The organism is Halothece sp. PCC 7418, from assembly GCF_000317635.1.
In the GTDB taxonomy this organism is placed as follows: Bacteria; Cyanobacteriota; Cyanobacteriia; order Cyanobacteriales; family Rubidibacteraceae; genus Halothece.
Window position 1 is genome coordinate 1,278,741 of sequence record NC_019779.1, and the last position, 25,750, is coordinate 1,304,490.

Here is a 25,750-nt window from a genome sequence, read left to right on the forward strand (position 1 = left end):
TTATGGATGCGCTTTCGCGCTTTTTTTATTTGGCTACGATTCATGAGGGGCTGTCATCTGAGGTCTCCTCAGATGTTTATACGCCTTCCCGTTAACCTCTGGTATAACGGGGGTCTTCTCGTCGCACTGAGATAAACTCTTCCCAAAAGTCACCAACTCGATGGGTTCCGCGATCTTTTCGTTCCCCAACCCTTAAAGCGGATAATCCTTCTTCTTGATAACGCTTAAAGAGTCTTTGCAGAGAACGAACGGAAATACCCAGTTTTTCTGCTCCTGCTCGGAGTTTTTGTCCATAGACAGCGCGATCACAGGGTTCTAGCAAAGTTTGAATTACTTCCGCGCGATCAGATTCTTCTGGAGACAAGTCTAAGGGAATGATGCTCGTTATTTGAGTTTCTTCATACTGACTACTTTTCACTTTATAAAAATTTTAAATGTAATAAAAACATAATGTTATTTTAGCAAGCATAACAAAAAAGTGCCACTTAATTTGGCATTGGTTTTGAAGGGGCGCGATCATACGATTATGTGAATAGTTTCCCCAATTTAACTGGTTAGGGAAACTATTCACTAAAGCTCTAGTCGTTCCGCCCTCTAATGTTTTAATGCTTCATTGGAAGCGGGATTTTGGTTATTTTCAGTCAGAGCCATTTGATAGTGAGTCCGTAAGCACTCTAATAAAGTGGAAAATAAATTGGCTCATTATTTGTCTTCCCCTTCCACCCCATACTCAACAAACAAACGCGTCAAACTAATCTCCAGTCCTTGTGCCAAACGCTCCATATTTTCCAAAGTGGGATTAATCATACCCCGCTCCAAATTAGAAATATAAGTGCGATGCAGTCCCGCCAACTCCGCCAGATACTCTTGAGACAAATCTAGCTCCCGTCGTCGTCGCCGGACCGCTTTCCCAAACCGTTGTTTAATCGAAGAAGAATTACTGTCAGTCACGGAACTCATCATCGAGAAATTCCGTGACCGCTTCTACAGATTATTCATAACATTTGGTAGAATAAGCATAATCTTTTATCCGTTAATCATCACATGAGCGCCTCGCTCCCCCCAGTTTCCCTTCCTGAAACTTTACCCTCGACTCTTCCCGAACAACAATTTGCTTTGGGGAGTTGGGTTTATTGGTATCAAGTTCCTAACCCCGACTTTGGACGCATGGTGGGAGTCGTTTATACTCATGCTGCTAGTTGTACCATTACAGGACTCCATTATTTAGTTAAGCTAGATGCAGCCAGTCCTTCCTTTGCCATTACCGCCTATGATTTTGCCTTTTCCGAAGATTTATGCCTTTTGGATGAAAGTTCCCTTCACACCTTACGGGAAGAGGTAAATTCATGAGCCATGATCATTCTTCCCCTCGCCAACAAATTATTAATTTGCTCCAACAACTGAAGATTTCTCCCTCAGAATTCTGTTTTCGTTGGAATCTGGATGCTGCCGAGTTAGCCCAAATTTCTGGCGTTTCTCGTTCCACCACCTCTCACTGGCTAGGGGGAATTACCAGTCGTCGGGAAGCGGGAGAATCGTATCAGCGTTTACTTGCCATTGCTGATGTCATTCTGGAAAATGCCACTGAAGTAGAACCATTATTGCAACGTTGGCTTAATCAACGACACAATTAATTCCAGTTTCCAGTTGGTTTGTCAAATTGACAAAGATTTGGGAAATGCCTTGACTGCGGGGAAACTTAGCACGTAAGTTGCTTTTAATCGCTTTCTCAGGTAATTAATGCTTCCCCTTTCCACTTTTGACCTTACAAAAGGACCACTTCTAGATGTCTTAAAGGCAATTGAAGGTGGCAGAATTCAACTAGCTGATTTTCAACGAGACTGGTGTTGGGATGATGAGCGCATTCGTTCTCTTCTCAGCAGTATTGCGCTTGGATTTCCCATTGGTTCATTCATGCTGCTAGAACAAGAAAACGCCCAATTTCGCCTTAAACCGCGCTTGGTAGAAGGGGTGGAATTAGAGCATTCTCCTGCTCCTCAAACTCTCATTTTAGATGGACAACAACGGTTAACGAGCTTGTTTATGGCGTTGTTTTCTGTCTCCCCAGTTCGCATTAATCGAGGGAAACGCTATGCCAGAGAACAACGTTGGTACTATTTTCAGATGGAGGAGATGCTTGCGTTACCCGAGGAGGAACGCTTCCGAGCTATTTTAGGATTGAAGGAAGACAAGCGGTTACGTCGCGCTCATGCTCCTCAAATTGATTGTTCGACTCCCGAACGGGAATATCAAACTCATTGTTTTCCCCTTTCTCAAGTGTTTCAGTTTCCGCAATGGCGAGGAGAGTATAACAAGTATTGGCAGTATCAGCCTGAGAAGTTGGCTTTGATTGACCAGTTTGAGGCGGAGGTGATTAAGAAGTTTGAGCATTATCAGTTGGGGTTGTATATTTTACGGGCGGAGTTGCCAAAAAAGGCAGTGTGTCAGATTTTTGTTAATCATAATGCTCGCCCCTGTGAGTTGACCCATTTTGATTTGCTGACTTCTGAATATGCCAGTGAAGAGTTTGATTTACGCGGAGATTGGCAAAACCGTGAGCAACAGTTTTTACGGTATCGGGTATTAAGACTGTTGAAGCCGACGGATTTTTTACAGGCACTGTCTTTATTGGTAAGGTATCACCGACGATTGGAGGCGAAAAAGAGGGGAGTCCATTCGGAGAAACTACCGCGCATTTCTTGTAATCGTCAGGATGTTCTGGATGTGAGTTTATCGGATTATCAAACATGGCGGGAAGACCTTTCACAGGGGTTTGAAGCAGGGGCAAGGTTTTTGCATGGTCAAGGGATTTTTGATGCGGATGATGTGCCTTATCCCATGCAGTTGGTGGTGTTGGCACCGTTAATGGCAATTTTGGGAGAGAGTGTGAAGTTGGATGCGGTGCAGCGCAAGTTGGAGCAGTGGTTGTATTGTGGGGCGGCTTCAGGGATTTATTCTCGCTCTCGGGAGTCAACAGCGGCGAAGGATTTGATTGAGATGCCTGGTTGGGTCTGGGAGGAGGGGGCGCTTCCGACGACGATTCGAGAGGCGAGTTTGCAAGCAGAACGGTTGCAGAGTTGTGTGAATTCTCAGGGGGCGACTTATCGAGCGATTTCGGCGTTGTTAAGACGGGATGGGGCGTTGGATTTTTTGACGGGGGAAGCGATTACGGAGGTGAAGTATTTTGAGGAGGGGATTGAAAATCATCATATTTTTCCGCAAAAGTGGTGTCAACAACGGGGGATTGCGCGATCGCGCTATAACAGTATTGTGAATAAAACGCCGTTAACTTGGCGGACGAATCGCTTTTTGGGGAGTGTGGCGCCGTCGCTGTATTTACAGCGATTGCAGGAGAAGGGGATGAGTAAGGAAAGAGTGGATGAGATTTTGCGCTCTCATTTGATTGAGCCGGAGTTGTTGAGAGGGGATGATTTTGAGGGGTTTTTTGCTGAACGAACGCGGGTGCTATTAGGGAAGTTGTATTCCGCGATGGGGAAGAAGCCTTGAGCGCGATCGCGCTCAATTCTTGGGTTTGTGGAACTTCTGTTAATCAAGCCTTTGTTTCTAGAAATCAAATTACTTTTAGTAGCAGTTACATCGTTTTATCTGTACTAATTGACACTGGTGTAACAAAATCATCTCGCATCCGAAAAGCAGCAGAGGAAGCATTTTCAACTAATAAATCAAGCAAAAAAAGAACAGCATCTCGGAGCTTAGCCTTACGCTTTAATTCTAAAGGTTTTCCGTAAACATACCTTTGTAGCAACATTTCAATTAAGAAAACATTATTTGTTTTGCTTAACATCTGCTGTGAATTGCCCTGCTGAAGGCGCTTTGCAATGTTAATAAACGCTTGAGGTAGGGATTGGCTACCAACACTGTAAAGAAATTCAAGATATTTTTCCAAAATTGTCGAAGATGCTGGTAAATCCTCAAATAATTTATGAATGCGTTCGGCATATCCTTCAAGACTATTCCAGTGGCGGACTCCATCTTTCCAATATTTTCCTAGGAAAATAGCTGATATCATATCTTTTCCAGTTACATATTCATTATCAATTGTTGCTAGCCATTTTGCCTGTCGAACCCGATCTGCAAATAAATCCCAAAGCATCCAGAATCGCGAGGTATTGGGTTGAGAGTCTTCCAGCATAATTAGCCCTGAAAGAATCCAATGTATTTGTTGCGGATGATGATCAACAGCATCTAGGATGGGCTGAAGAGTTGTAGTCGCTACGGCTCTTGAAGTGTGGAGTACAAAATCTTGCAGAAGATTGGATAATTCTTGTTCTATTTCATAATTTCTCTGGCGAGGTTGTTGTTCTATGCTTTTACGCTTTTGAGCGTCTTCATCCCACCATCTGACAAACATTTGGGCTAGTCGTTCAAATGCAGCGATTGCTGTGTCATCATTTGGCGCTTGTCCTAAAACACGTAAGATACGAACATTGACTTCCGATCCTAACAATGTCTCTATGTCCATTTTTTGATAGGCATCATCTGGAATAAAATCATGCTCATAAAAACGTTGACGTAGATGAGTCGCTACCTCCATTCTGATTTCCTCAAATTCCCTGCGTTTATTATGGGGTCGATCCTTGATTCCCTGTTCTATCAAAACTGCTTCCCATGCAATAGCATTGACACAGCGCAGAGTTAACTCTGGATCTATTTCCCATAAATACTTGCCAATGCCCAGGGCAGCATAGTGGCGAACTTCCTCAATCGCGTGAGTTAGGGCAGTTAGGAAAGCCTTGTGGACACAGGAAGTATATGTTTGATCAAGAGTTTTGCCCAGCAATAGTGGTAAAACTTGAGCACAGGGGCGATCACCTGACATACTACTCTTTTGTATGCGGTTAAATTGATTCCAAGAATCCCCTTGTCGTTCTACCTCTGAGCAAACCACCTCCACACACCAATTCTGTTCATACTTGGACATTTCTTCCCAATGATTCCGTATGCAGACAGCGGCAACGTACCCCATACTCCCTGGGTATAGTAAGTTATATTTTCCGCTACCATCATCCTCTAGGTTTCTCTTTTGAGCTTCCTGCAACCGCTGTTGCCATTGAGCTGCGTTAGCGGTATCATCTTCTTTTCCTTGAAAAATTTTCTGTCCCCACATGAAAAGGCTAATTCCAGCACTCATTACTTTAGACTGAGACTGGTGTTTATCTACCATTTCCTTGAGATCGGATGCGATTTTAGGATAGATAGGAATCTTGTCTTGTTTCTCTTGGGAAGTCTCTTCTATAATGGGATAATTACGCCTGTCCATGCGCGATATTTTCAGTCGCCAAAGGCGATCATTGTCATCCTGTTCTTCGAGAGGTGGCATCTCTGTATAATACTGATCTAAAAATTCCTGTACCTGCGTGGCATATGCTCCCAACTGCAAATTAAGAATTGCAACTTCAAGATCATGGTCTCGGTGAGGTAGGGAATTTGCTTTCTCTCGCTCCTTACGATGAAGTGCATCTTCTGGGTTGAATCCAAATATTATGCCCGCTTCAACTTCTTTTGCAAGGCGATACCGATCAAGTTGGATACATTCAGGGGATTTGAGTAAAACCAAAAGTGTTTCCCCACAACGGTGAGGGTAGGCAGTTGCGACACTTGCGACAACTGCGGTAAGACAAACAGAGTCGCTTCTTTTGAGAATAGAGATAAGAGCATTATCTAGATCATTGGGTAACACTTCAGCCAACTCCAGTAACCATTGCTCCAGTGCCATCAGAAGAGATTGCAGAACATAGGGACCCACCGATGTTCCCCGATAGAAATTCCAAAGTCGATCATTACACCATTGTGTTCCCGAGGTTCCATCTGAAAATGTCAGGGTGATTTGATAGGGCGACTCGACAACTTCTGATGGGACTCTGGGATGGGCGTACCACTCGGCGCTGTGGTTGAATACCTTAATGATAAAGTTAAGCCCTTGGCTTGGGTGATACCTTAGAAGCATAAGAAAAGGTCCACGATAAGCGCTTGGGAAGAAAAAGCAATGATCCAGTCCTGCTCTTAGTCCAAACAAAGGCCCTAAATCCAATCTCCCGTAAAACCGCGGTTGAAGATCTATTTCTGATAAGAGGAGATATTTTCTAGCAACTGATACAAGCGTTTTCGGCATATCTCGCGCTATTGCTATCCCTTCGTGCGACCCTGTAAGGATCATCTCTAATAACTCTCCTCTGGCACGATGCTTTTCTTCGTCATCATGGTCTCCTTGTAAAAGGGCGACAAAACGTTCAGTATCTGCATTGGGTATTTTGGCGATAATTTTCAGAGTTTGCTTCCACTGATGCTGAAATCGGTAATCATTAAATTCTGAAAGAAGCCAGTACGCTATCGCTGCCACAGATTCAGCCCCATCTGGATAAGGGTTTTGCCAAGAAACACCATGAGACCAGTCTTCAATTAACCCTAAAAGCAGGGGGTAATCTTCTTGAATAAATGAATCAAGATGAGTTTCTACCAACCGAAGAACGCAATACCATACAGATCCTTCTGGAACATTAAAAACTGATATGGAGGTTTTCGAGGGATCTATTTGATCACGAATAGTGACACAGGCAACTCGCAGTAGATGAATAATTCTTCGGAGAAGTTCCTTATTGTTTGCAAATAGCTTTGCACGATGCTTTTCCAAGAATGCAACTGAAGCTGGGGAACGAAGAAGTGAGATTATTGTATCGTCGCGAAACTGAGCAGATAAGTCTTCCTCGCATATAGTATCTTGAAACAGAGTATCTGCCATTTCAGAATCCTGCTCTACTTGTTCAGCGACCCACTTACGGTATCCTCGGCGCACAGCCGGATGAGTTCCAAGCTGTTCTGACAGTTCTGGGAGCGAGTCTTGGTAAGTTGCATACTGCTTATTTATCCATTGCAGAATTGCCCAGTCTTCTAAAACATCATGAGCTACTGCCATAAGCTCATTGTTCCGTTCAGAAAAAACAATGAGGGAATCGTATCGAAGACTTTCGACAACTTCTGAATCTAGGTCTGGACAAGCAACATACAGGTCAAGTTTCTGGGCTCGTCCTAAAGCGATCTTTATAAATGCTTCCTCTCGCCGACGTGGCATTCCCTTGGCAACGCGATGTTCGGCACACACAATTTCTTTCCAAAAGCGGGTTCGTAATTCCGATTCACTTTGAGGTAAGGGTTTGTCCTCTGACCATGAAATCTGTAGGGCTTTGTCTAGAAAATAAGGATTGCTAAGAAGTTCAGATAGGGAGGAATTTGAAAGTGGATGGATTAAGCTAGGGTAAGTGGCTTTTACTTGCTCTAACTCATCGTTGGAGAGGGAAGGAATTTTTAAAGTAGAATGCTCGACATTTGCAAAGTCTAAGAAGGCAGAACGGATGAGATTAACTGAGTAATCCCGACAAGTCAATATCAGTCGCCAATTTGGATCTTTTCCGATGAGTTTGAGAAGATCGATAAAAGCATCGCGAGTAGATTTTTCAAGAAGCCTTTCTATGCTTTCTACCAATAGAACTTTTCGGTTTTGATTTGCCAAAATAGTACTCAGTTGCTCTCCATTTGCAGGAATTTGATTCTTGTTTAGGGTTTCATCAAAATGGGAAGCTGCAAATGCCTCTGCGCGAAAACTGAATGTAAGATATTCTGTGCTGAGACGTTCCAGAGTATCTTTGGCGATCGCTGATTTGCCAGTACCTGCTGGACCTGAAATTAAAACAACCTGCTTCAATTCTAGTTGTTGAAGAACTTGTTGTACGAGTTGATCGCGATCAAGATGAAGTTCTTTTCCAATTGTGGAAGAGATACCATCAAGAATAATTTGAGAATGGCTATTTAAGGCACGTAAGACCTGTTGCTCATCAATTTCGATCCTTGGAGCTTCATTGATGACTTTAGTGACTTGAATAATGTCACCAGTGGTCAAATTGCCACTGACTTGTGCATTCTGAAAGGCGATCTGGTTATGGTAAGTTTGAGGAGGAGTTTGCGATCGCGCTCCACTGACAGCACTGGCAGGAGGAGGAACTAGATTTCCCCGCTTTTGTTCAATGGTTCGTAATAGACGGTCGTAAGCGTCCGGTTGCCAGTAATCGAGAGCATTATAATTCCGTAGATTCATCCCCAACTCGGGGATTCTTAGGTTAGGAATCTCGCACTCATCCAACCGCAAGGGAATCACAAATACTTCTCCTGGCTGCGATCGCGCAAACTGGACTAAAGCCTGTCGCAGTTCTTGGCTAACATAGGTTGTTCGAGAGGTAACCGATCGTGACAAACAGGCAATTAACAAATCACTGTGCGCGATCGTGTCTTGAATTTTGCCTTGCCAATCTTCTCCCGGTAAAATGTCTTCCGTGTCTAACCAAGGCTGATAACCGTCCCCTTTTAGCCATTGGTAAAGTTCTTTAACCCTTGTTGCATCTTCCCGTCCATAAGAGAGGAAAATTTGCACCTGCGACTTCTCTTTCATGAGACTGTTTGAGCGCGATCGCTCAACCCTTCAACACCTTTTCATTTTACGTCAAAGCAATGATCTGTTCTGTTAAGAAGTTGAGGGTTGATTTTCTGCTGAAAGTAACAAAAAACGTCTAATCCATCTCAGAAAGGTTCTTCATTCATCTCTATGCCAAGGTTCAATTTGATCCGAATAAGGAATAACTTGAACTTCATCTCCATTCAAAAGCCCAATACCGTGCCAATTCCTAAACATTCTTTTACGACCTGAAATGTTGATCAGAGGAAAAGCAGGCTCCCGATTTAACCAAATGCCCCAACCGAGATTAAAATTATGGTTTATCAGTGCTTCCGAAATAGCAGCACGACGGACTAACAAAACTTGACAACGACGAGTATGCCAAGGATTTCCTGAAATGTCACAGGTAAATGCTTGAATTTGCCCGTTAGCTGTTAAACACTGACCCTCTCGAAAATCAACTATATCCAGCATTTCACGCAAAACTTTTGCAGGTGCCCATCTTTCTTGTTCTCCATTTGGACTTTCCCAATAAAACTTACAAGTTGTTGCCTGAAGTTCAACTTGAATTGGATCTCCCAAGGTACCCAAAGTGTTGTGGTTAACTATTCCTTCCATTTCTTGAATCCAAGGAGCCCAGACCACTTCGGTTGGATCACGATAAAACTCTACTGACTTAATTCCAGAAGAAAATTCATACCACGTATCACTCAAATTAGGAGGAAAAAATCTATTTTGAATATCTTCCTGTAGTAAAGATGAAGTATCTGCTGGAAACACAAAACTCGATGCTCTTAATACTGATTCAGCTTGACTATCTGCATTACGAGTAATCACAAATGCTCGCAGAACCATCCATTCTTCATTTTTTGCCCATTCAGGCAGTTGATCTGTTTTTTGAATAAGTAATGATTTAAAATCGGGCAAAGGTGCTTTTTTTACCCACTCGTTGACTCGGTCAACTTGATTTACCTCTGATAATTCAGCATCAGGAACAAGTCCAGAGAAGTCAAAGAATTGATTGAGCTTTAATTGACCGTAGCCGATATCTGATGCTGGGTTTGTTGGTTGAATTAACAAGCTCGGATTAACTGGAGGGTCATAGCATTTACCCCAACCACAGGCTACAGATCGCTCAGCCAAAAAACCAGATAGTTCATTCGTAGCTAGCCAAACATATTTTTCAACAAATCTTGCGGTGGAACTGCGAGCTCCATGAGTAGCGTGTGGATATTGTCTAACAATTGCTATATCAGCACCGAAAATTTCTCCAGTTTGACCGCCATTTGGCTCTTTAATGAAGATATCTTTTCTCCAACCAAGTTGAGCGACATAAGCTGAAACAAAACCAAAAGCAAGCTGGTTAGGGTCTAGATCAGGTAAACCATAGTATTGTCCATGTTGTGACAGAATTGCTTGTGCGGATGGTGAGTATTGATCTTTTTCAGAATTGGTATCGGAAATAGGAGATGCTTCTTGCTGATGTTGAGCTTCTACTGGTATTCCCCAATCAGTCAACAACATTTGCTGTTTTTCCTCTGTTGCATTTTGGAAAATTTTGATCATACAGTGTAGTTCTGATCGGTCGTCAAGAACTTCCTCTATTGCTTCCCGAGCTTCAACAGGAGCTAATTTTCTTAAAGAACCCTTTGCAAATTGGTTGAGCAGAGTTTCATTAATGTTTTCAAATTTATCGTCAGATTCTTTTTCTCGATAACAATTGACTTGAGTGTTTTTGAACTGAACATATTCTTTAAAGAAGGGATCGATTGCTTTGGGCACAACATACCAAGCCAAATCACCCGTAGCTGGTTCAATGCCATGATGCGGATCAATATTAATTGCAGCATCCTTATCAATATCAAGGATTTGTTTAGTATCTACATTAGGATTACGAACATTTTGAAGGCACTTTGCTTCAATCGGAACTCCACAAGCGACACAACGTTCTATAACGCTTCTAGCATTGTGTTGCACTACTATATTGTGAGTGTAAAGAGGAGCGTGAGGAATAAAAAAGTTGTCAATTAGCCAGTCGCATATAGGAAGCCAGTTTTGATCCGGTCGCTTTAAACAGGAAGCTCCATAAGCGACTGATAGCAAGTCTTCCTTCATTTGTGGATCATTGGTCTGACAAGCTGTTTTAAGCAAATTTAATAATCCATCAGGATTTTGAGAACTCCATTTGGCAATTTCACAGCGAATTTGTCTTCGACTCTCATTTTTAACTGTTGTTGTTCCCCAAGCCAAAAGTAGAGGGGCGCTATCCCAAGGATCATCAGGCGCAATTTCTAAGTTTTCTAAGACTTGTTTTCCAATTCCTTCCCAAGGCGCACCATGATTATTGGGGATAAAATCGGGTCCTGACCAGAATAAATCGCGTTCTTCGACTTGCAATGGCAGCAACGTTTCATGAATAAATTGTGCCCCATAATAGTGATCGGGCATTCTAAGTCCAGGAACGACTAATCTATCCAAAACTTCCCGACAGCTGGGCATATTTCTCTTAAAAATTTCAATAACCCAGTCTCGATAATCTTGTCCTTTCCGGGGAGACATCATCAAAATTGTGGTCAAATGCAATTCTTCACGTTCCTCAGTGCTTAACTGGTTTGACCATAGTTCCGTATGGAAAAAGTCATAATCATCCATCCCTAATAGATAGACAGCAAGCGCGATCGCATTATCTCGGAATTTCAAATAGTCTGGCATTTCAGGATTATTAAGGTTTGTCTTAGCTTCTTGATAAGCCTCCGAAGCCAGAAGAAAATCGGTTATAGTTTGGTAGGCAGGTTCCCAAAAGATTGAATCTCCTTCCAATGGATCATCTGACGGTTGTTTCCTCTCTAGTAAAAGACCGTAATCGCGACATTTTTCTAAAATGTTTAATAACTGCTCAGAAGATATGAGATTTGGTATTTTTTGAGCCCTTTCAGCAATCTGTAATGCTTTTTCGTGTGACAGTTCTCCTTCGGATAGGCTGGCTTTGACAATTCCTCGCAAAGTATTACGAACTGGGCAAATATTCTCACTCCACCCTACTAGATCATTTTCTCGAATCAATTTTTCAGCATTATCAATCTTTCGGCTAATTAACTTTGCCAGTGAGAATTCTTGAAGCGTAACACTATCAATATGCCGTCCCTGATACAGATCAGCGAAGAGCCGAATGGCAAGTGGCGTTTGCAAAGCCCAACGCAGAATCAGCGGACATTGAATGCGATTAACGTTGCAATAAGATGCAAAAATTTCATCAAGCGGTGCATCTGACTCATTTAAGTGAACCGGATCGATGCCTTGTGGAAGGTTAATACGGGCGAAAAGAGTAGTGCGGAGTGAACAAGCAAAGAGAATTTTGGGGTATTCCTTGGCAAGTGGCACCAGTTCTCCAAGTTTATTTTCCCACTGAGATGATCTAGGCGTTTCATCAAGCCCATCAATGGCGATGAGAGCGCGAACAGGTTGAAATTCTGAACTGGTTTGCGTGTTGCGATTTATAGAGTTTTCTATTTGAGTGGCAGTCTCTTCTAATGCTTTAAGAACGCGATCGCTTTTTGAATCAGGAATACCGATTGCTTTGGATATGATAGATTCCCAACTATGGTTTAAATTTACCTCTTTAGCACGGATTAAAATACCAGGTTTACCTGTTTGAAACTGTTCATCAACACTATTAGCCAAGGCATGGGTTTTTCCTGCTCCAGGCTCGCCAATATAAGCGCTTGGTTGTCCAAATCTCCGTAGGAATTGAGGAGTTACTTTTCGATCATTCCAACGGTTTAGAGTTGTTTCAAGTTGCTTCCCAATATCAGCAGTTGCTGAATGTGAGGAATTTTTTCGATTTGGCCAAGTTATATTGATAAGTTCCCAAGGAGAATTTCCGGGTAAAACTTCCTCCTGAAAATCGGGCAGTGGGAAAGAATTTCTCGGTAAGAGTCGCTTTTCTAGTTCCTGCTGTTCAGTAATAGCATCTGTTAGCCATTGCTTAGCATGATCCATGAGAGTTTCAGAATCATCTCGTTCCATAAATTCTGGATATCGTCTCAGTCGTGAAACAGCCTCCCATGCATCTTCGAGCAAAGCGTGGACTTGATTGATTTCCTCTAGCCATGTCTGTTGTGAGGAAGGATCGCTTAATCGCAACCTAAGATCTGTTTCTATCTGACCAACTTGATGGAGATCAGGGCTGTAGCGTTTACTCAACCACCCATGTTTATGTTGCTCAAATTTACGTTCTAAGTGTTTTAGGATTGTTTCAGGAGCAAGAGAAGACTCTCCCTTAAAGATATTCGTTATATTTAGGGTTTGATTAAGACTGTCAAAGTTGATATCTCCGCCAGCAGATACATTAGATAAACCGTATTGTTGAAAGTTTTGATCTTCTGAACTGTTACTCACGATACTGCTCTTTTATTGAGTCTAAAGGGAAAGTAGAGATTTTCTATTTTCCCTTGAAACTAATCTAGAATGCTACAGTAACTTTAATAATAGCTTTAAGGAATCAAAAGTCGAACAGTTATACGTGAGTAAGGAAACATGGAGCCAATATCCGCATTAGCCACTACAGTAACCGCAATTATTTTGCCAAAAGTCCTTGAGAAAGCAAGCGAGACGGTTGGAATGCAAATTGGCAAAGCAGCTTTTCAAAAAACCGGTGAAACAATTCAAAGGCTTAAAACAACTGTTCAAGAGAAACTGGAAGCTGCGGGAACAGTAGGTTTGTTGAAACGAGCAGAAGAGAAGCCAGAACAGCGAAACCTTGAAATATTGGAGGGAGAACTCGTTAACCAGATGGAAGAAGACCAAGAATTTGCGACAAAGCTCGAAGAACTGATTCAACAGATACAGGCTCAATCTCCATCTTTACAAGTGGTTTTGGATGAAGTGAAAGTTAAGGGAAGTGCTGAAATTGGCAATATTGAACAAGTTAGTGAAGGCGGTTCTGGTGAGCAGGTCGCGGGACGCAACTTAGAGGTTGGTGGTGACTTAAAGATGGGAGATGTCAACCAGAGAAATCAAAGAGTATAGATTTCCTTAATAAATGGACAAATTTCACTGTAACGCGATATGGCTCCGCCATTTACCGAAAGCAATTGCGCTCTTAACAAAGAGGCGATTATATATTCTTGTTGATCTACTCCCTAACCGATTACCATTGCCCTCTTAAAAACGACATCGAATTTGTCATCGTGCAGAAAAGCGACATGAATTTGTCACAATTACTTCCTTATCTTAAAATCAATGATTTTTCTACGATCCTCATGAAAGCTAGAGTTTGCCCAACGACACTAATTTGTCATCACGTCATTTAATTTGTCATTGTACACTACCTGTACAGTGACAAACTATTTGTAACTATACAGTAGGAGGAGGCGCGATCGCGATCGCGCTCTTGAACGATTAATCTTTTCTATTCTCCTGATCAAAATTCAGCATTTTCTGGCGTGCGCGGAAACGGAATCACATCCCGAATGTTTTTCATCCCTGTCATAAACTGAACTAACCGTTCAAAGCCTAAGCCAAAGCCAGCGTGAGGGACTGTTCCAAAGCGTCTCAAGTCAAGATACCACCACAGTTGTTCGGGCTCCATTCCTGCTTCTTTAATCCGTTTTTCTAAGACATCAAAGCGTTCCTCTCGTTGCGAACCGCCAATAATCTCGCCAATTTTTGGAACTAAAACATCCATTGCAGAAACGGTTTTTTGATCATCATTTAAGCGCATATAAAATGCTTTAATACTGCTGGGATAATCGGTGACAATGACAGGTTTTTGAAAGTATTCTTCACATAAATAACGCTCGTGTTCCGACTGTAAATCAACCCCCCATTCGACAGGATACTCAAATTTTTTCTCTGCTTTTTCTAACAGCGCGATCGCGCTCGTGTAAGTAATCCGTTCAAACCCCTCATTAATAATATGTTCAGCCGTTGCTAAAACCGAATCATCAATCCGTTTATTAAAAAATTCCATATCTTCTGGACACTGGTCTAACACCGCCTGAAAAATATGCTTGAGAAACGCGGAAGCCAGATCCATATCCCCTTGCAAATCACAAAAAGCCATTTCTGGTTCAATCATCCAAAATTCGGCTAAGTGGCGAGAGGTATTTGAATTTTCCGCCCGAAACGTCGGGCCAAAGGTATAAACGCGATCAAACGTTAACGCCATCGCTTCAGCTTCCAACTGTCCACTCACCGTCAAATAAGCCCGTCGTCCAAAAAAATCTTGATTGTAATCGACCTTCCCATTCTCTTTGGGAACATGATTTAAGTCCAAACTAGTGACATTAAATAACTCACCCGCCCCCTCACAATCATTCGTGGTAATAATCGGCGTATGAACCCATAAAAAACCCTGCTGTTGAAAAAATTGATGTACTGCATTAGCGCAAGTATTCCGTACCCGCATCACAGCACCGAGAGTATTTGTCCGCGTGCGAATATGACCCAAACTCCGTAAAAACTCAAAAGAGTGGCGTTTCTTCTGTAACGGATAAGTTTCTGGATCCGCCTCTCCATAAACTGTTACTGCATCGGCTTGTAACTCAATGCGCTGTCCTTTTCCGGGGGATTCTGCTAAACCCCCCTTAATCTCCACTGAAGCCCCTGTATTCAATTGACTGAGGATTTGCTCATAATTCTCTAGTGTTGGCTCTAAAATCACTTGTAAGTTCGCTAAAGCCGAGCCATCATTCACCTCAATAAACGCAAACTTTTTCGATTCCCGTTTCGTCCGCACCCAGCCTTGAATAGTGACAGTTTCTTCAGGTTGTCCATGGCGGAATAAGTCTATAATGCGACGTTTTGACATAACCTTGTTTTCTTGTTCCTCTCCTCATTCATAATACGGTAAACCGAATTGCCTGCTTTGTTCCGATTTCGTTAAGATCAAAGGGATAATAAAGAAATGGTATTGAAAACAGACAAAATAGTCATGGGAATTTTTGATTCTGAAGTCGTCCAACAAGAAGCCAAACAGCTATTTGAAGACTATCAAGCCCTCATGGAACTGGGGGGGAAATACGGAAAATTTGACTATGAAGGGAAAAAGCTGTACATCGAGCGCATGGAAGAGCTTTTAGAACGCTATCAAATTTTCATGAAACGGTTTGAACTCTCAGAAGATTTTATGGCGCAAATGACTGTCGAACAACTGAAAAGTCAACTGGGACAATTTGGAATGACCCCACAGCAAATGTTTGACCAAATGCACCAAACCTTAGAACGGATGAAAAAAGAACTTCATCAGTAACTTAATTTGACGGTTTAGGGCGTTGAAACTTGCTCGGCGACGGAAATTGTTGTACGGGTTCACCCTTGAGCGCTCTGAGCATAAACTTCCGCCAAACTGGCGCAGCAAATCCACCCCCAGTCACCCCATAACCCAAGGGACGATAGTCATCATTTCCGATCCAAACTGCGGTTGCTAACTGAGGGACATACCCCACAAACCAAACATCTCTTTCCGAGGTAGTTGTTCCCGTTTTTCCTGCGACGGGGCGACCAATTTGAGCCGCCGTTCCTGTTCCAGATTGGACGACCCCTTGTAAGACGCTATTGAGGGAAGCTACCGCCCACCGATCCAAGACTAACTGCGGTTCAGGTTGATTATCTAACAGCACATTCCCTTGACTATCACTAACGCGAATAATAAAAGTGGGATCAGAATGCCAGCCATTATTAGCAAAAGTCGCATACGCCCCCGCCATTTCTAAGGGAGTCACTCCCACCGATCCTAAAGGCAAAGAAATAACAGGTTGTAAAGGACTTTCAATTCCCAGTTTGCTCGCAACATCAATCACATTATCTAAGCCCACGGCTTGTCCGAGTTTCACCGCAGGCACATTACGAGACTGCATCAGGGCTTTCCGTAAACTCATATTCCCAGCAAAACTTCCTCCATAGTTTTTGGGGCGATAGTAGCCGTTCCCATCTCGATATTGAACAGGACTGTCTTTAATCATTGAACTAGGCGTATATTTTCCGCTAGCAAAAGCAGTGTAATAAACAAAAGGCTTGAAAGATGATCCAGGTTGACGACGGGATTGGAGGGCGCGATTAAACTGACTATTTTCATAATCCACGCTTCCCACCATCGCTTTGACAAAGTGAGTTCGCGGATCAACAGCAACAATCGCAATTTGAGCGGTTCTCAAACCCCGATTCAATAACTGTTGATGGGCATCTCGCACCGTTTCTTCTGCCATTTGTTGGAAAAAGAAATCAATGGTGGTTTGAATACGCAACCCCCCTTCTGTCACGATTTCTTCCCCAAAGCGTTCTTTCAACTCAGCAGTTACCGCTTCCGTCACTGCAGGGAGTTTACTTTGTTGCCAAGCCGTAGGTTTTCCGACTAACAGGGGTTGTTGGAGAATCTGATCAGCGACCTGCGCTGGAATCCATCCAATTTCTTCCATGCGATTCAGTACCGTTGCTTGTCGTCCTTTCGTCGCTGCATAATCAATAAAAGGACTATATTTTTCTGGGGCTTGAATTAAACCTGCCATCATGGTGGCTTCAGCAAGGTTTAACTCTGAGGCTGACTTTTGGAAATAACTTTGCGCTGCTGTTTCCACCCCATAGTTATTGTGTCCCCAATAAATGGTATTGAGGTACATTTCTAAAATTTCGTCCTTAGTAAAAACTTGCTCAACCCGCAACGCCAACACGGCTTCCGCTAGTTTTCGGCTAAAGGTTCGTTCTGGGGAGAGGAACACATTTTTAACCAACTGCATGGTGATCGTTGAAGCCCCTTCCACCACTTCTCCGCTTTGCCAGTTCACTACTAACGCCCGTGCAATACTCGTGGGGTTAATGCCCTGATGCTGATAAAAATGACTATCTTCGATCGCGAGAACAGCTTGTTTCAATTCTGGAGAGATCGCCTCTAATGGGACAACATCGCGATTGGCTTCTCCATGCAAGCGCGTCAACAGACGACCTTTTACATCATAAATATAACTGGTTTCTGTGGGGGAATACCCTTCTAAAACCCGAACATCAGGAAGATTACGGAAACTGAGGGCTAATCCCACCAGTCCCCCAGTCATCACTGCACCAGCCAATAAACTGACACAAACCACTGTTCCCGTTGCAGCTTTGGCGACCCCTTTTGTAAATTGGAAGGTCTGTTGCCATAAAGATGGTTGGCTCGGTTGATCTTGCCGAACGGTTGTATTCGACACGGCGTTTTCTCTCCCTTTTAGCAAATATGATTAACGCTTGATGTGACTTTGGGTTGAAATTAGGTATCTTCAAGTCAGGTGTCATCTCTGACACTCAGATTACTATTTTGCCTAACAATTGGCAACTTCATAAATAATGGACAGTTAACAATTAACAAGGTAAAATTAACAATTCATAATTAATTATGTCTAATCTAACACAAAGCTCATCTGCTCACGCCTCACTCTAGTCTTCTCATTACTAATGACAATGCAGCCAAAAATTGAAACGTTTCATTTACGTCGTCTTTCTTCAGGAGATAATCTCGCTCTACAAGTCTATCAATTTCAGGGCAAACTAGGTCAAAAAACTTATATTCAAGCGAATTTGCATGGTGCTGAAATTGTTGGCAATATTGTAATTTCAGAAATTTTTCGTTGGCTGAGCGAAATTGATCCAGAAAAGATATGGGGTGAAATTTGGTTAGTACCAGCTTGTAATCCAGTGGGAATGAATCAGCGCTCGCATTTTTTTAATTCTGGACGCTACAATAGCTATGATGGTCAAGATTGGAATCGTATTTTTTGGGATTATTCGACAGAAACTGATGAAATTTATGACTTTGCCAAACAACATCTAGAATCGGAGATCGAAACCATTTATCAAGGCTATATCGCCCAAATTAAAACGTGGTTTCAAGAACAAACGGCTCGTCGTTATCAGTCTTGTTATGTTCCTTATCCAGTCAAGTATCAGCAAACATTACAGTTTCTTTGCTGGGATGCAAACCACGTTATTGATATTCATAGTTCCAGCAATCAAGGTCTTGATTATTTATTTACCTTCCCTGGTCAAGAAGAAGCAACAAAAGCGTTTTTATTAGATGTGGGAATTCGCGTTGATCAACCAAGCGGATATACTTTTGATGAAGCCTTTATTAAACCTTGGTTGGTCTTAGAAGAAACCTTTCGCAAACTCGGACGAAACATTAAATTTAATGTTGCTTCTTGGACATTAGAGTTAGGAAGTGGCATGAGGGCGCAACCCGAGTCGGTAGCAAAAGGGGTGAGAGGGATTAAAAATTATTTAGTGAGTCAAGGGATTGTCAAGATTCCTGATTTTTCTCTGCAAGCAACCCAAAATCATACAGTCCAGTTTGTCCAAAAAGAACAAATTCAGAAATATTATGCTCCTACTGGGGGAATTATTCAAAACTGCGTTGACTTAAAAACAGTGGTCAACAAAGGAGATGTGATTTATCAAATTTTAGAATTGAATAAACAGGGCGAGCCGTTAAAAGTGATCAGCATAACCGCACAAACCTCTGGTTTAATTTTTGATCTCGGAATTAATCAAGGGGTCCATGAAGGAGAATACGTTTTAACCATCTTAGCAAGAGAAGACAACAATGATCGATAGCTTAGGACAAATTCCAGTTGCCCCCCCTAATTTTAAGTCTGGTTTTGTGGGTTTAATTGGGCGACCCAATGTCGGAAAATCAACCTTGATGAATGAATTAATCGGAGAAAAAGTCGCCATTACCTCACCCGTTGCACAAACGACCCGGAATCGCTTACGGGGGATTTTAACTACGGAAACAGCACAGATGATTTTTGTGGATACTCCAGGCATTCACAAACCTCATCATGAATTAGGAAAAGTCATTGTGAAAAATGCTCAAAGTACCATTGAAGCCGTGGATTTAATTTTATTGGTGGTTGATGCTTCGAGTCCCGCTGGTGGGGGAGATCGCTACATTGTTGAGTTATTGAAAAAAAGCAAAGTGCCAGTGTTAGTAGGATTAAATAAAAGTGATTTAGGGAATGAGGAAAAAAGGGGAAAAAATCTTGCTACCTATAGGGAACTCTTAAAGGATCAACCCTGGGAGTTAATTCAATTCTCAGCTTTGACAGGGGTGGGCTTAGACTCCTTACAGGAAAAACTCAGAGAACGATTAGAAATCGGTCCTTATTACTATCCCCCCGACTTAGTCAGTGATCAACCAGAACGGTTAGTGATGGCGGAGTTAATTCGTGAGCAAATTTTACGAGAAACACGGGAAGAAATTCCCCATTCTGTAGCAATTATAATTGACCAAATTACAGAAGAAAAAAATCTGACGACGATTCGAGCCACAATCAATGTGGAACGCGCTTCGCAAAAAGGAATTTTAATTGGAAAAAAAGGGACAATGCTCAAAAAAATCGGGACAGCAGCCCGAGCGGAAATGCAAAAGATTATTGCAGGGAAAGTTTATTTGGAATTGTTTGTTCGGGTCCAAGCGAAATGGCGGGAGTCGGCGAGACAAGTGGCGGAATTTGGGTATTTTCAAGAAAATTAAAAACCGATGCTCAAAATCGGCATCAACGCTAAAATATTGGTTAAAGTAGGAGCAGCGAGTTCCCTGACTCAATCACAAGAAACACTCCCAGAAGGTTAAGGGAGTGATGAATATCAGCCCCAATATCATCGCTGCCGAAAGCAAAAGCGGAGCAAGGAAGAGACGGACGTGACTATGCAGCCAACCCAATCCCAAACCCCTGACCGAAACCAATATTTGCAGAACGCAAAAACGAATCTGGAAACCATTGAGCGTGGGCTACTGAACTTATCTGGTGTGGTGAGACAGCCAGAAACACTCCAGCGTCTTCATAGTGCTGCTGAGTCTCTGAATACAGGTGCGCTGATTCATGAAATGGAGACGATTCAACAGATTGCTCAGTTTTTTGAGGACTGTTTTGGGGTCATGCGCACCGCTTCCGTGGTCAGTGATAAACACTTGGAAAATTTATTGTGGCAAGTCTTTGATACTTTTCAAGGGTTGGTTGAGATGCACGCTATGTCGGAAGAACCCACAGAATACACTGAAGGTGTAGAGCGAGAAGTGTTTAAGGGACTCCAGCCGAAATTAACCGAAGCGAAAAACTACCTGCAATCTCGAATTTTACATGAGGAAGCAACGGTTAGTGAACTGACCCCAGAGAGTGACTTCTTCCAGCAGCAAGTGGATGCTGAGTTGAAAGCGATGGAAAGGATTATTGAGCAAGAAAATCCTTCTCATTACCGCACCGAATTGAAAGAGCATTGTCAGGTGTTGGAGCAAATTGGGGCGCAAGCGCAATTACCGACTTGGGTGAAACTGTTGAAAACTGCTCAAAGCGCGATCGCGGCAACGGAAAATTCAGTAAAAACTGCTACAGAATGCGCGATCGCGGAAATCAGAGAAGCCCAAAGGCTGATTAACAAAGGTCAAGCCTACACCATTAAACCCAGTCAGCGCTTAAAAGCAATGTCTTTGCAACTGTCTTCTCCTTGGGATACACAAAACTACGAGGATGACGACGAAACTTACTTTGATGATTTCAACGAGGAAGACTTTTCTGGCGCACAAGCCTCCCCAATGTCATCCGAGGGAGAAGAATTAGATGAAAAAGCAACCATTGCTGATTTAGATGGAATTCCCGAAACGAGCGACTCCGAAGAATACGATTTCTTGCAAAGCCTTGATCTCGAAACTGACTTGTGGGAGGAAGACAGCATTGACCTTGATCTTCCCGCTACCATTGATCATTCCGATGAACATCTCGAATTATGGGATGAACAACAAACGATTACTGAAGAGAGTACAGAATGGTGGAATGAACAAGAAACCGCTTTAGAAGACGATGGTGCAGAAGAAAATCTTGAGCAATGGCTGACTGAACAGAGTCAACCAACCGATGATGACGAGACATTCTTCGAGGAATTATTTGCTGAAGATCAAGGGAATGAAGACGAGTTGTGGGAAGAAGAAATTGAGTTAGAACAAGAGACTCCCGCCGAGGATTCGGAAGCATTGAACACTGATGCCTTATGGGGAAGTCTCAACTTAGAGGGCTTAGAAGCAGATCAAGAAACCTTGATTGAAGAAGATAACAATCCTGATCAGGAATGGGATGAACTGTTTGAGGCGTTAGAAGCGGAGAAACAAGACGCTCAAAGTGAAAAAGAAGCAGAGGAACAAGAAGCCCTCTCCCAACTAGATGCACTAGATGACGACGATTCCGAAGATCATTTCTCTTGGTCTGAACAAACCTTTGAACCCCTCGAAGATCTCGAATCCATTTTTGCCAATGAAGGAGAAAAAACCTTTATTCAAGATCAAGCAGAAGATTCCGCTTTCTCGGAAGAGGAAGAAGACACCTTTGACCAAACCTATATCCAAGCCTCACCTCTCGAAGAGTTGCGGTCTGCTTGGGATTATTACTTAGGGATCGAACAGTTAGACAGTGTCATTGAAGCCCCTGCGATCGCGCAGAGTGAGGAAGACTTTGATCTCACCGCCTTAGAAACTTCTATTGAACAAGCCCCAGCACTTCCCCAACCCGAGGAAACTCAGAAGGAAACAACACCAGCCCAAGCAGCAGCACCGGCTTCCCGAGGAGGAGTGTCTTTATTTGAACAAACGATTAAAGTTCCTGTTCGCCTCATGGATAACCTCAATAACTTAATTGGGGAGTTAGTTGTTAACCGCAATAGTCTCGAAAAAGACCAAGAACGCTTACGACAATTCTTAGATAATTTATTAGAACAGGTGCAAAACCTCAATGACTTGGGGGTGCGAATGCAAGACCTTTACGAGCGGTCGTTACTGGAAAACTCCCTGCTGATGAGTAAATCTTACAGTACCAATAAAATGGCAACAGCAGGGAACAACCATGGCGATGGCAGTAGTTCCAATTCCAACTCTTATGATGAGGAGTACAACCCCCTAGAAATGGACCGCTTTAGTGGCTTCCACTTGCTGTCTCAAGAAATGATTGAGTTGATCGTGCGAGTTCGCGAATCCACCTCTGATATTGAATTTTTAGTGGATGAAGTGGAACAAGAAGCACGACTGTTCCGCCAAGTGACGACACAATTACAAGAAGGCTTTACTGAAGCTCGCATGGTTCCCTTTTCTCAAGTCGCAGATCGCTTACCACGGGCGGTACGGGATATTTCCCTGAAATTAAATAAGAAAGCCAAACTGGAAGTGGAAGGGAAAGATACATTGGTGGATAAGATGATTCTGGAGCAACTCTATGATCCAATGACGCATTTAGTGAACAATGCGATTACTCATGGGATTGAGTCGCCAGAAGAACGTCAGCACTTTGGGAAACCAGAAACGGGAACAATTAAAGTGGAAGCCCATCACCAAGGGAATCAAAGTATTATTTCCATTTCTGATGATGGCGCTGGGCTCGATCCGGTACGAATTCGACGGAAAGCAGTAGAAAAAGGCTTAATTTCTAAAGCAGAAGCGAGCGCTCTCCCTGATATTGATATCTTTGACTTTATCTTTCATCCAGGATTTAGTACCAAGGATAAAGCTGATGACTTCGCAGGACGGGGTGTGGGAATGGATGTAGTGCGTTCTTCTTTGAGTAAACTACGGGGAAGTATTAATATTGACTCTTCCCTAGGGAAAGGAACGACATTTACCATTGGTTTACCCCTGACCTTAAGTATTACGACCGCCCTCTGTTGTAAATTGAATCAATCCGATCTGGCTTTCCCAATGGATGGGGTGGAAGACAAGTTTGAAACCACTAAAGACAATATCAAGATCAACCAAAACGGGGAACGCTTCATTCGCTGGCAAAAGAGTTCTACCTTACTCCCCTTTAAGCCCTTATCAGAACTCCTCTCCTATAATCGTACCCTCACTCGTAGTAATCTCTTTGCTGCTCAAGCAGAAAGTGATGAAATGTCGATTGTCGTTCTACGCAGTACCGGCAATTTAGTCGCTGTGCAAGTGGATCAAGTGCTGGGACAACAAGAAATTGTAATTAAACAACTCGCTGGTCCGATTCCCAAACCGTTAGGAATTGCTGGGGTTACGGTGACCTCGGATGGCAGTGTGATGGCGATTGCGGATGTTTTAGAATTAATTGACCTCTTCTACGGACGAGTCCGAAAAGATGTTATGAACTCCATGTTGGCGCAGCAAGAACAAGCAGCAGAACAACAAGCGGGTGACGCTGAACCAATGGTGTTGATTGTGGATGACTCGATTACAGTACGAGAACTCCTCTCGATGACTTTCTCCAAAGCGGGATATCGGGTTGAACAAGCCCGTGACGGTAAAGATGCTTGGGAAAAACTGCGAGCAGGTTTAGCTTGCGACATGATGTTCTGTGATATTGAAATGCCCCGAATGGACGGGTTAGAATTATTGTCTCGGGTAAAAGAAGAAGAGCGATTTGCCGATTTACCTGTGGGAATGCTAACCTCGCGGGGCGCGGAACGTCATCGTCAAATGGCAACTCGTCTCGGTGCAAAAGGATACTTTACCAAACCCTATCTGGAAGAGGTGTTGTTAGATGCAGCGAAACGGATGTTAGAAGGAGAAAATTTAATGGATCGTAAAGCAACCAGTGCTGCATCTCAGTCATGATCAATCAACCACAGATGACTCAAAAAAATTACTTTGGCTACAAACAACGTTTATCAAGTTGCAACCGCGCCATGAGGCGAGGGGTTAGGGTTTCATTAATCGCCTTACTCGGCGCATTTAGCCTCTTTACACCGACCTCAGTTCGCAGCGAACCCTTTCCCATTGAAGTGGGAATTGTTCAACGGTTTGGGGAGGAATTAAGTGACGAGATGACTTTGACCAGTCCCAATGAAACCCCCTTAACGGTCACTGTCAAAAATGACGGTACGACGGAAACCTTAAAAACCGATCGCGTCACTTTGGAAATTAAAGCAGCCCCCTTAGCTAAGCCAAAAGTAAGAGAACGGGTGATTTTAAGTGATCATGCCACATTTGAGAGTGCGGAAACCAGTGCCCAAATATGGGCAAAACGGGGGATTATTACAGAAGTCACACAGCCAGGTCGTTGGCAAGTGTGGGCAAAATCAGAAGTTTATCACTCTCCTCTATTGCGACGCTTTTTATTAGAAAGTCTGCAACGAGAAGGGTATAACCGCCCCTATCTGGAAACTGAGGTTTTAGAAGAAGTGGTAGAAGTGTCTTTTCTCTTAGACGGAAAACGCTATACTCCCGAAACCCTAGAGATTCACCATGAAAGCGAACAACTCTATGTCAAGGCGAGTGATGTCCCCCGTCGGCTTTATCCAGGACATTTACACCTACAACCGAATTCTTATGGCAATTATACGCTGGTGAATATTGTCCCCATTGAGTCTTATTTGCGGGGCGTTGTCCCCCATGAAATTGGACCCAATGCCCCCTTAGAAGCAGTAAAAGCCCAAGCGATTATTGCCCGAACCTATGCCTTGCGAAATCTCCATCGCTTTCAGGCTGATGATTATGAAATTTGTGCCAATACTCATTGTCAGGTCTATTGGGGATTGAGTGATACCAATGCCCGCAGCGATCGCGCGATCCAAGAAACCAGCCAACAGATCCTTAGCTATCAAGGAAACCTCGTTGATGCCCTCTATTCTTCCACAACGGGGGGAGTAACTGCCTTTTTTAGTGATATTTGGGATGGTCAACAACGCCCTTATTTACGCTCCGTGGTTGATTCTCCGCAACCCGTGTGGGATTTAGACAAACGTCCCCTCAGTGAGGAAGAGAATTTTCGGGCTTTTATCAAGCAGCAGCAAGGGTTTAATGAAACGGGAAGCCGAGCCTTTCGCTGGGAAAAACAAAGCAGTATTGAGCAGTTGACAGAAGACTTGCAAACGTATTTAGAGCGCATTAAGCATCCCCTCGCCGAAAAAATCGATAACATTGAGGAGATGACAGTGACAGCGCGATCGCGCTCGGGTCGGATTTTACAAATGGATGTTCAGACCGATCAAGGCCCCATTATCTTGAAAAAAACAGAAGTCCGCAGTGCCTTTGGCCCCCCTCGCAGTACCCTCTTTTATGTTGATCCAGTCCGCGACGACAACGGAGAATTGGAAGCCTATCAGTTTATTGGCGGTGGCTTTGGACATGGCGTTGGCTTAAGTCAAATTGGAGCACACCACCTCGCCAAACAGGGCTGGTCAGCACAAGACATCCTCTACTTTTATTATCCAGACACTGAGATTCTGCTGTTGGATGAAGTGAGTGATAGCAGTCACCAGTGATTAGTTATCGATTCCCAATTCCCTTTTTCCCATGGCTCGACGCATTACCTA

General features: G+C 43.1%; 15 protein-coding genes. 9 read left to right on the top strand and 6 right to left on the bottom strand.

Annotated features, from left to right (window positions below; translation table 11 throughout):
- Positions 1-91 precede the first annotated feature (91 nt).
- Together PCC7418_RS05860 and PCC7418_RS05865 are read right to left on the bottom strand one after the other, a co-directional pair.
- Entirely contained in the window at positions 92-418 is a 327-nt protein-coding gene (locus PCC7418_RS05860; protein ID WP_015225257.1) for a helix-turn-helix domain-containing protein, read from the bottom strand.
- Positions 419-702: 284 nt separating this feature from the next.
- Positions 703-963 (bottom strand): helix-turn-helix domain-containing protein, encoded by a 261-nt coding sequence (locus PCC7418_RS05865; RefSeq protein ID WP_015225258.1) that lies wholly within the window; start codon positions 961-963, stop codon positions 703-705.
- Positions 964-1,044: 81 nt separating this feature from the next.
- Here PCC7418_RS05865 and PCC7418_RS05870 point away from each other — a divergent pair, with 81 nt between their 5' ends.
- From PCC7418_RS05870 to PCC7418_RS05880, 3 genes are all read left to right on the top strand, one after another.
- Complete coding sequence (locus PCC7418_RS05870) at positions 1,045-1,350, top strand: hypothetical protein (protein WP_015225259.1); 306 nt, start codon at positions 1,045-1,047, stop codon at positions 1,348-1,350.
- A complete protein-coding gene (locus tag PCC7418_RS05875) occupies positions 1,347-1,634 on the top strand; it encodes a hypothetical protein (RefSeq protein ID WP_015225260.1) in 288 nt (95 codons plus the stop codon). The genes PCC7418_RS05870 and PCC7418_RS05875 overlap by 4 nt, the downstream gene beginning before the upstream one ends.
- Before the next feature lie 106 nt (positions 1,635-1,740).
- Complete coding sequence (locus tag PCC7418_RS05880) at positions 1,741-3,507, top strand: DUF262 domain-containing protein (protein ID WP_015225261.1); 1,767 nt, start codon at positions 1,741-1,743, stop codon at positions 3,505-3,507.
- Between the two features lie 85 nt (positions 3,508-3,592).
- Here PCC7418_RS05880 and PCC7418_RS05885 read toward each other — a convergent pair whose 3' ends face one another.
- The gene (locus tag PCC7418_RS05885; protein ID WP_015225262.1) at positions 3,593-8,461 is read right to left on the bottom strand and encodes a TIR domain-containing protein; all 4,869 of its coding nucleotides are present in this window, start codon (positions 8,459-8,461) and stop codon (positions 3,593-3,595) included.
- 141 nt (positions 8,462-8,602) lie between these two features.
- Positions 8,603-12,862 carry a hypothetical protein gene (locus PCC7418_RS05890; RefSeq protein WP_015225263.1) on the bottom strand — a complete coding sequence of 1,420 codons (4,260 nt, stop codon included), beginning with the start codon at positions 12,860-12,862 and terminating at the stop codon, positions 8,603-8,605.
- 138 nt (positions 12,863-13,000) lie between these two features.
- Here PCC7418_RS05890 and PCC7418_RS05895 point away from each other — a divergent pair, with 138 nt between their 5' ends.
- The gene (locus tag PCC7418_RS05895; RefSeq protein WP_015225264.1) at positions 13,001-13,492 is read left to right on the top strand and encodes a hypothetical protein; all 492 of its coding nucleotides are present in this window, start codon (positions 13,001-13,003) and stop codon (positions 13,490-13,492) included.
- A 394-nt stretch (positions 13,493-13,886) separates the two neighbouring features.
- On the opposite strand, the gene asnS is transcribed toward PCC7418_RS05895, so the two are convergent.
- Positions 13,887-15,275 carry an asparagine--tRNA ligase gene (gene asnS, locus PCC7418_RS05900; protein ID WP_015225265.1) on the bottom strand — a complete coding sequence of 463 codons (1,389 nt, stop codon included), beginning with the start codon at positions 15,273-15,275 and terminating at the stop codon, positions 13,887-13,889.
- Positions 15,276-15,398: 123 nt separating this feature from the next.
- On the opposite strand from asnS, the gene PCC7418_RS05905 reads away from it, so the two are divergent.
- Positions 15,399-15,716, top strand: coding sequence for a DUF1825 family protein (locus PCC7418_RS05905; protein ID WP_015225266.1), 318 nt, complete (start codon positions 15,399-15,401; stop codon positions 15,714-15,716).
- Between the two features lies 1 nt (position 15,717).
- On the opposite strand, the gene PCC7418_RS05910 is transcribed toward PCC7418_RS05905, so the two are convergent.
- Positions 15,718-17,649, bottom strand: coding sequence for a transglycosylase domain-containing protein (locus PCC7418_RS05910; protein ID WP_015225267.1), 1,932 nt, complete (start codon positions 17,647-17,649; stop codon positions 15,718-15,720).
- A 250-nt stretch (positions 17,650-17,899) separates the two neighbouring features.
- Here PCC7418_RS05910 and PCC7418_RS05915 point away from each other — a divergent pair, with 250 nt between their 5' ends.
- The 4 genes from PCC7418_RS05915 (at position 17,900) to PCC7418_RS05930 (ending at position 25,699) form a co-directional block, all read left to right on the top strand.
- Complete coding sequence (locus tag PCC7418_RS05915) at positions 17,900-19,048, top strand: succinylglutamate desuccinylase/aspartoacylase family protein (RefSeq protein ID WP_041596165.1); 1,149 nt, start codon at positions 17,900-17,902, stop codon at positions 19,046-19,048.
- On the top strand, positions 19,038-19,970 hold the full coding sequence (era, locus tag PCC7418_RS05920; protein ID WP_015225269.1) for a GTPase Era: 933 nt from the start codon (positions 19,038-19,040) through the stop codon (positions 19,968-19,970). Before PCC7418_RS05915 ends, era begins: the two co-directional genes overlap by 11 nt.
- A 174-nt stretch (positions 19,971-20,144) precedes the next feature.
- Positions 20,145-24,050: a hybrid sensor histidine kinase/response regulator gene (locus tag PCC7418_RS05925; protein ID WP_015225270.1), complete on the top strand. Its 3,906-nt coding sequence runs from the start codon at positions 20,145-20,147 to the stop codon at positions 24,048-24,050.
- 14 nt (positions 24,051-24,064) lie between these two features.
- Positions 24,065-25,699: a SpoIID/LytB domain-containing protein gene (locus PCC7418_RS05930; RefSeq protein WP_235620751.1), complete on the top strand. Its 1,635-nt coding sequence runs from the start codon at positions 24,065-24,067 to the stop codon at positions 25,697-25,699.
- The last annotated feature ends 51 nt before the right edge of the window (positions 25,700-25,750 follow it).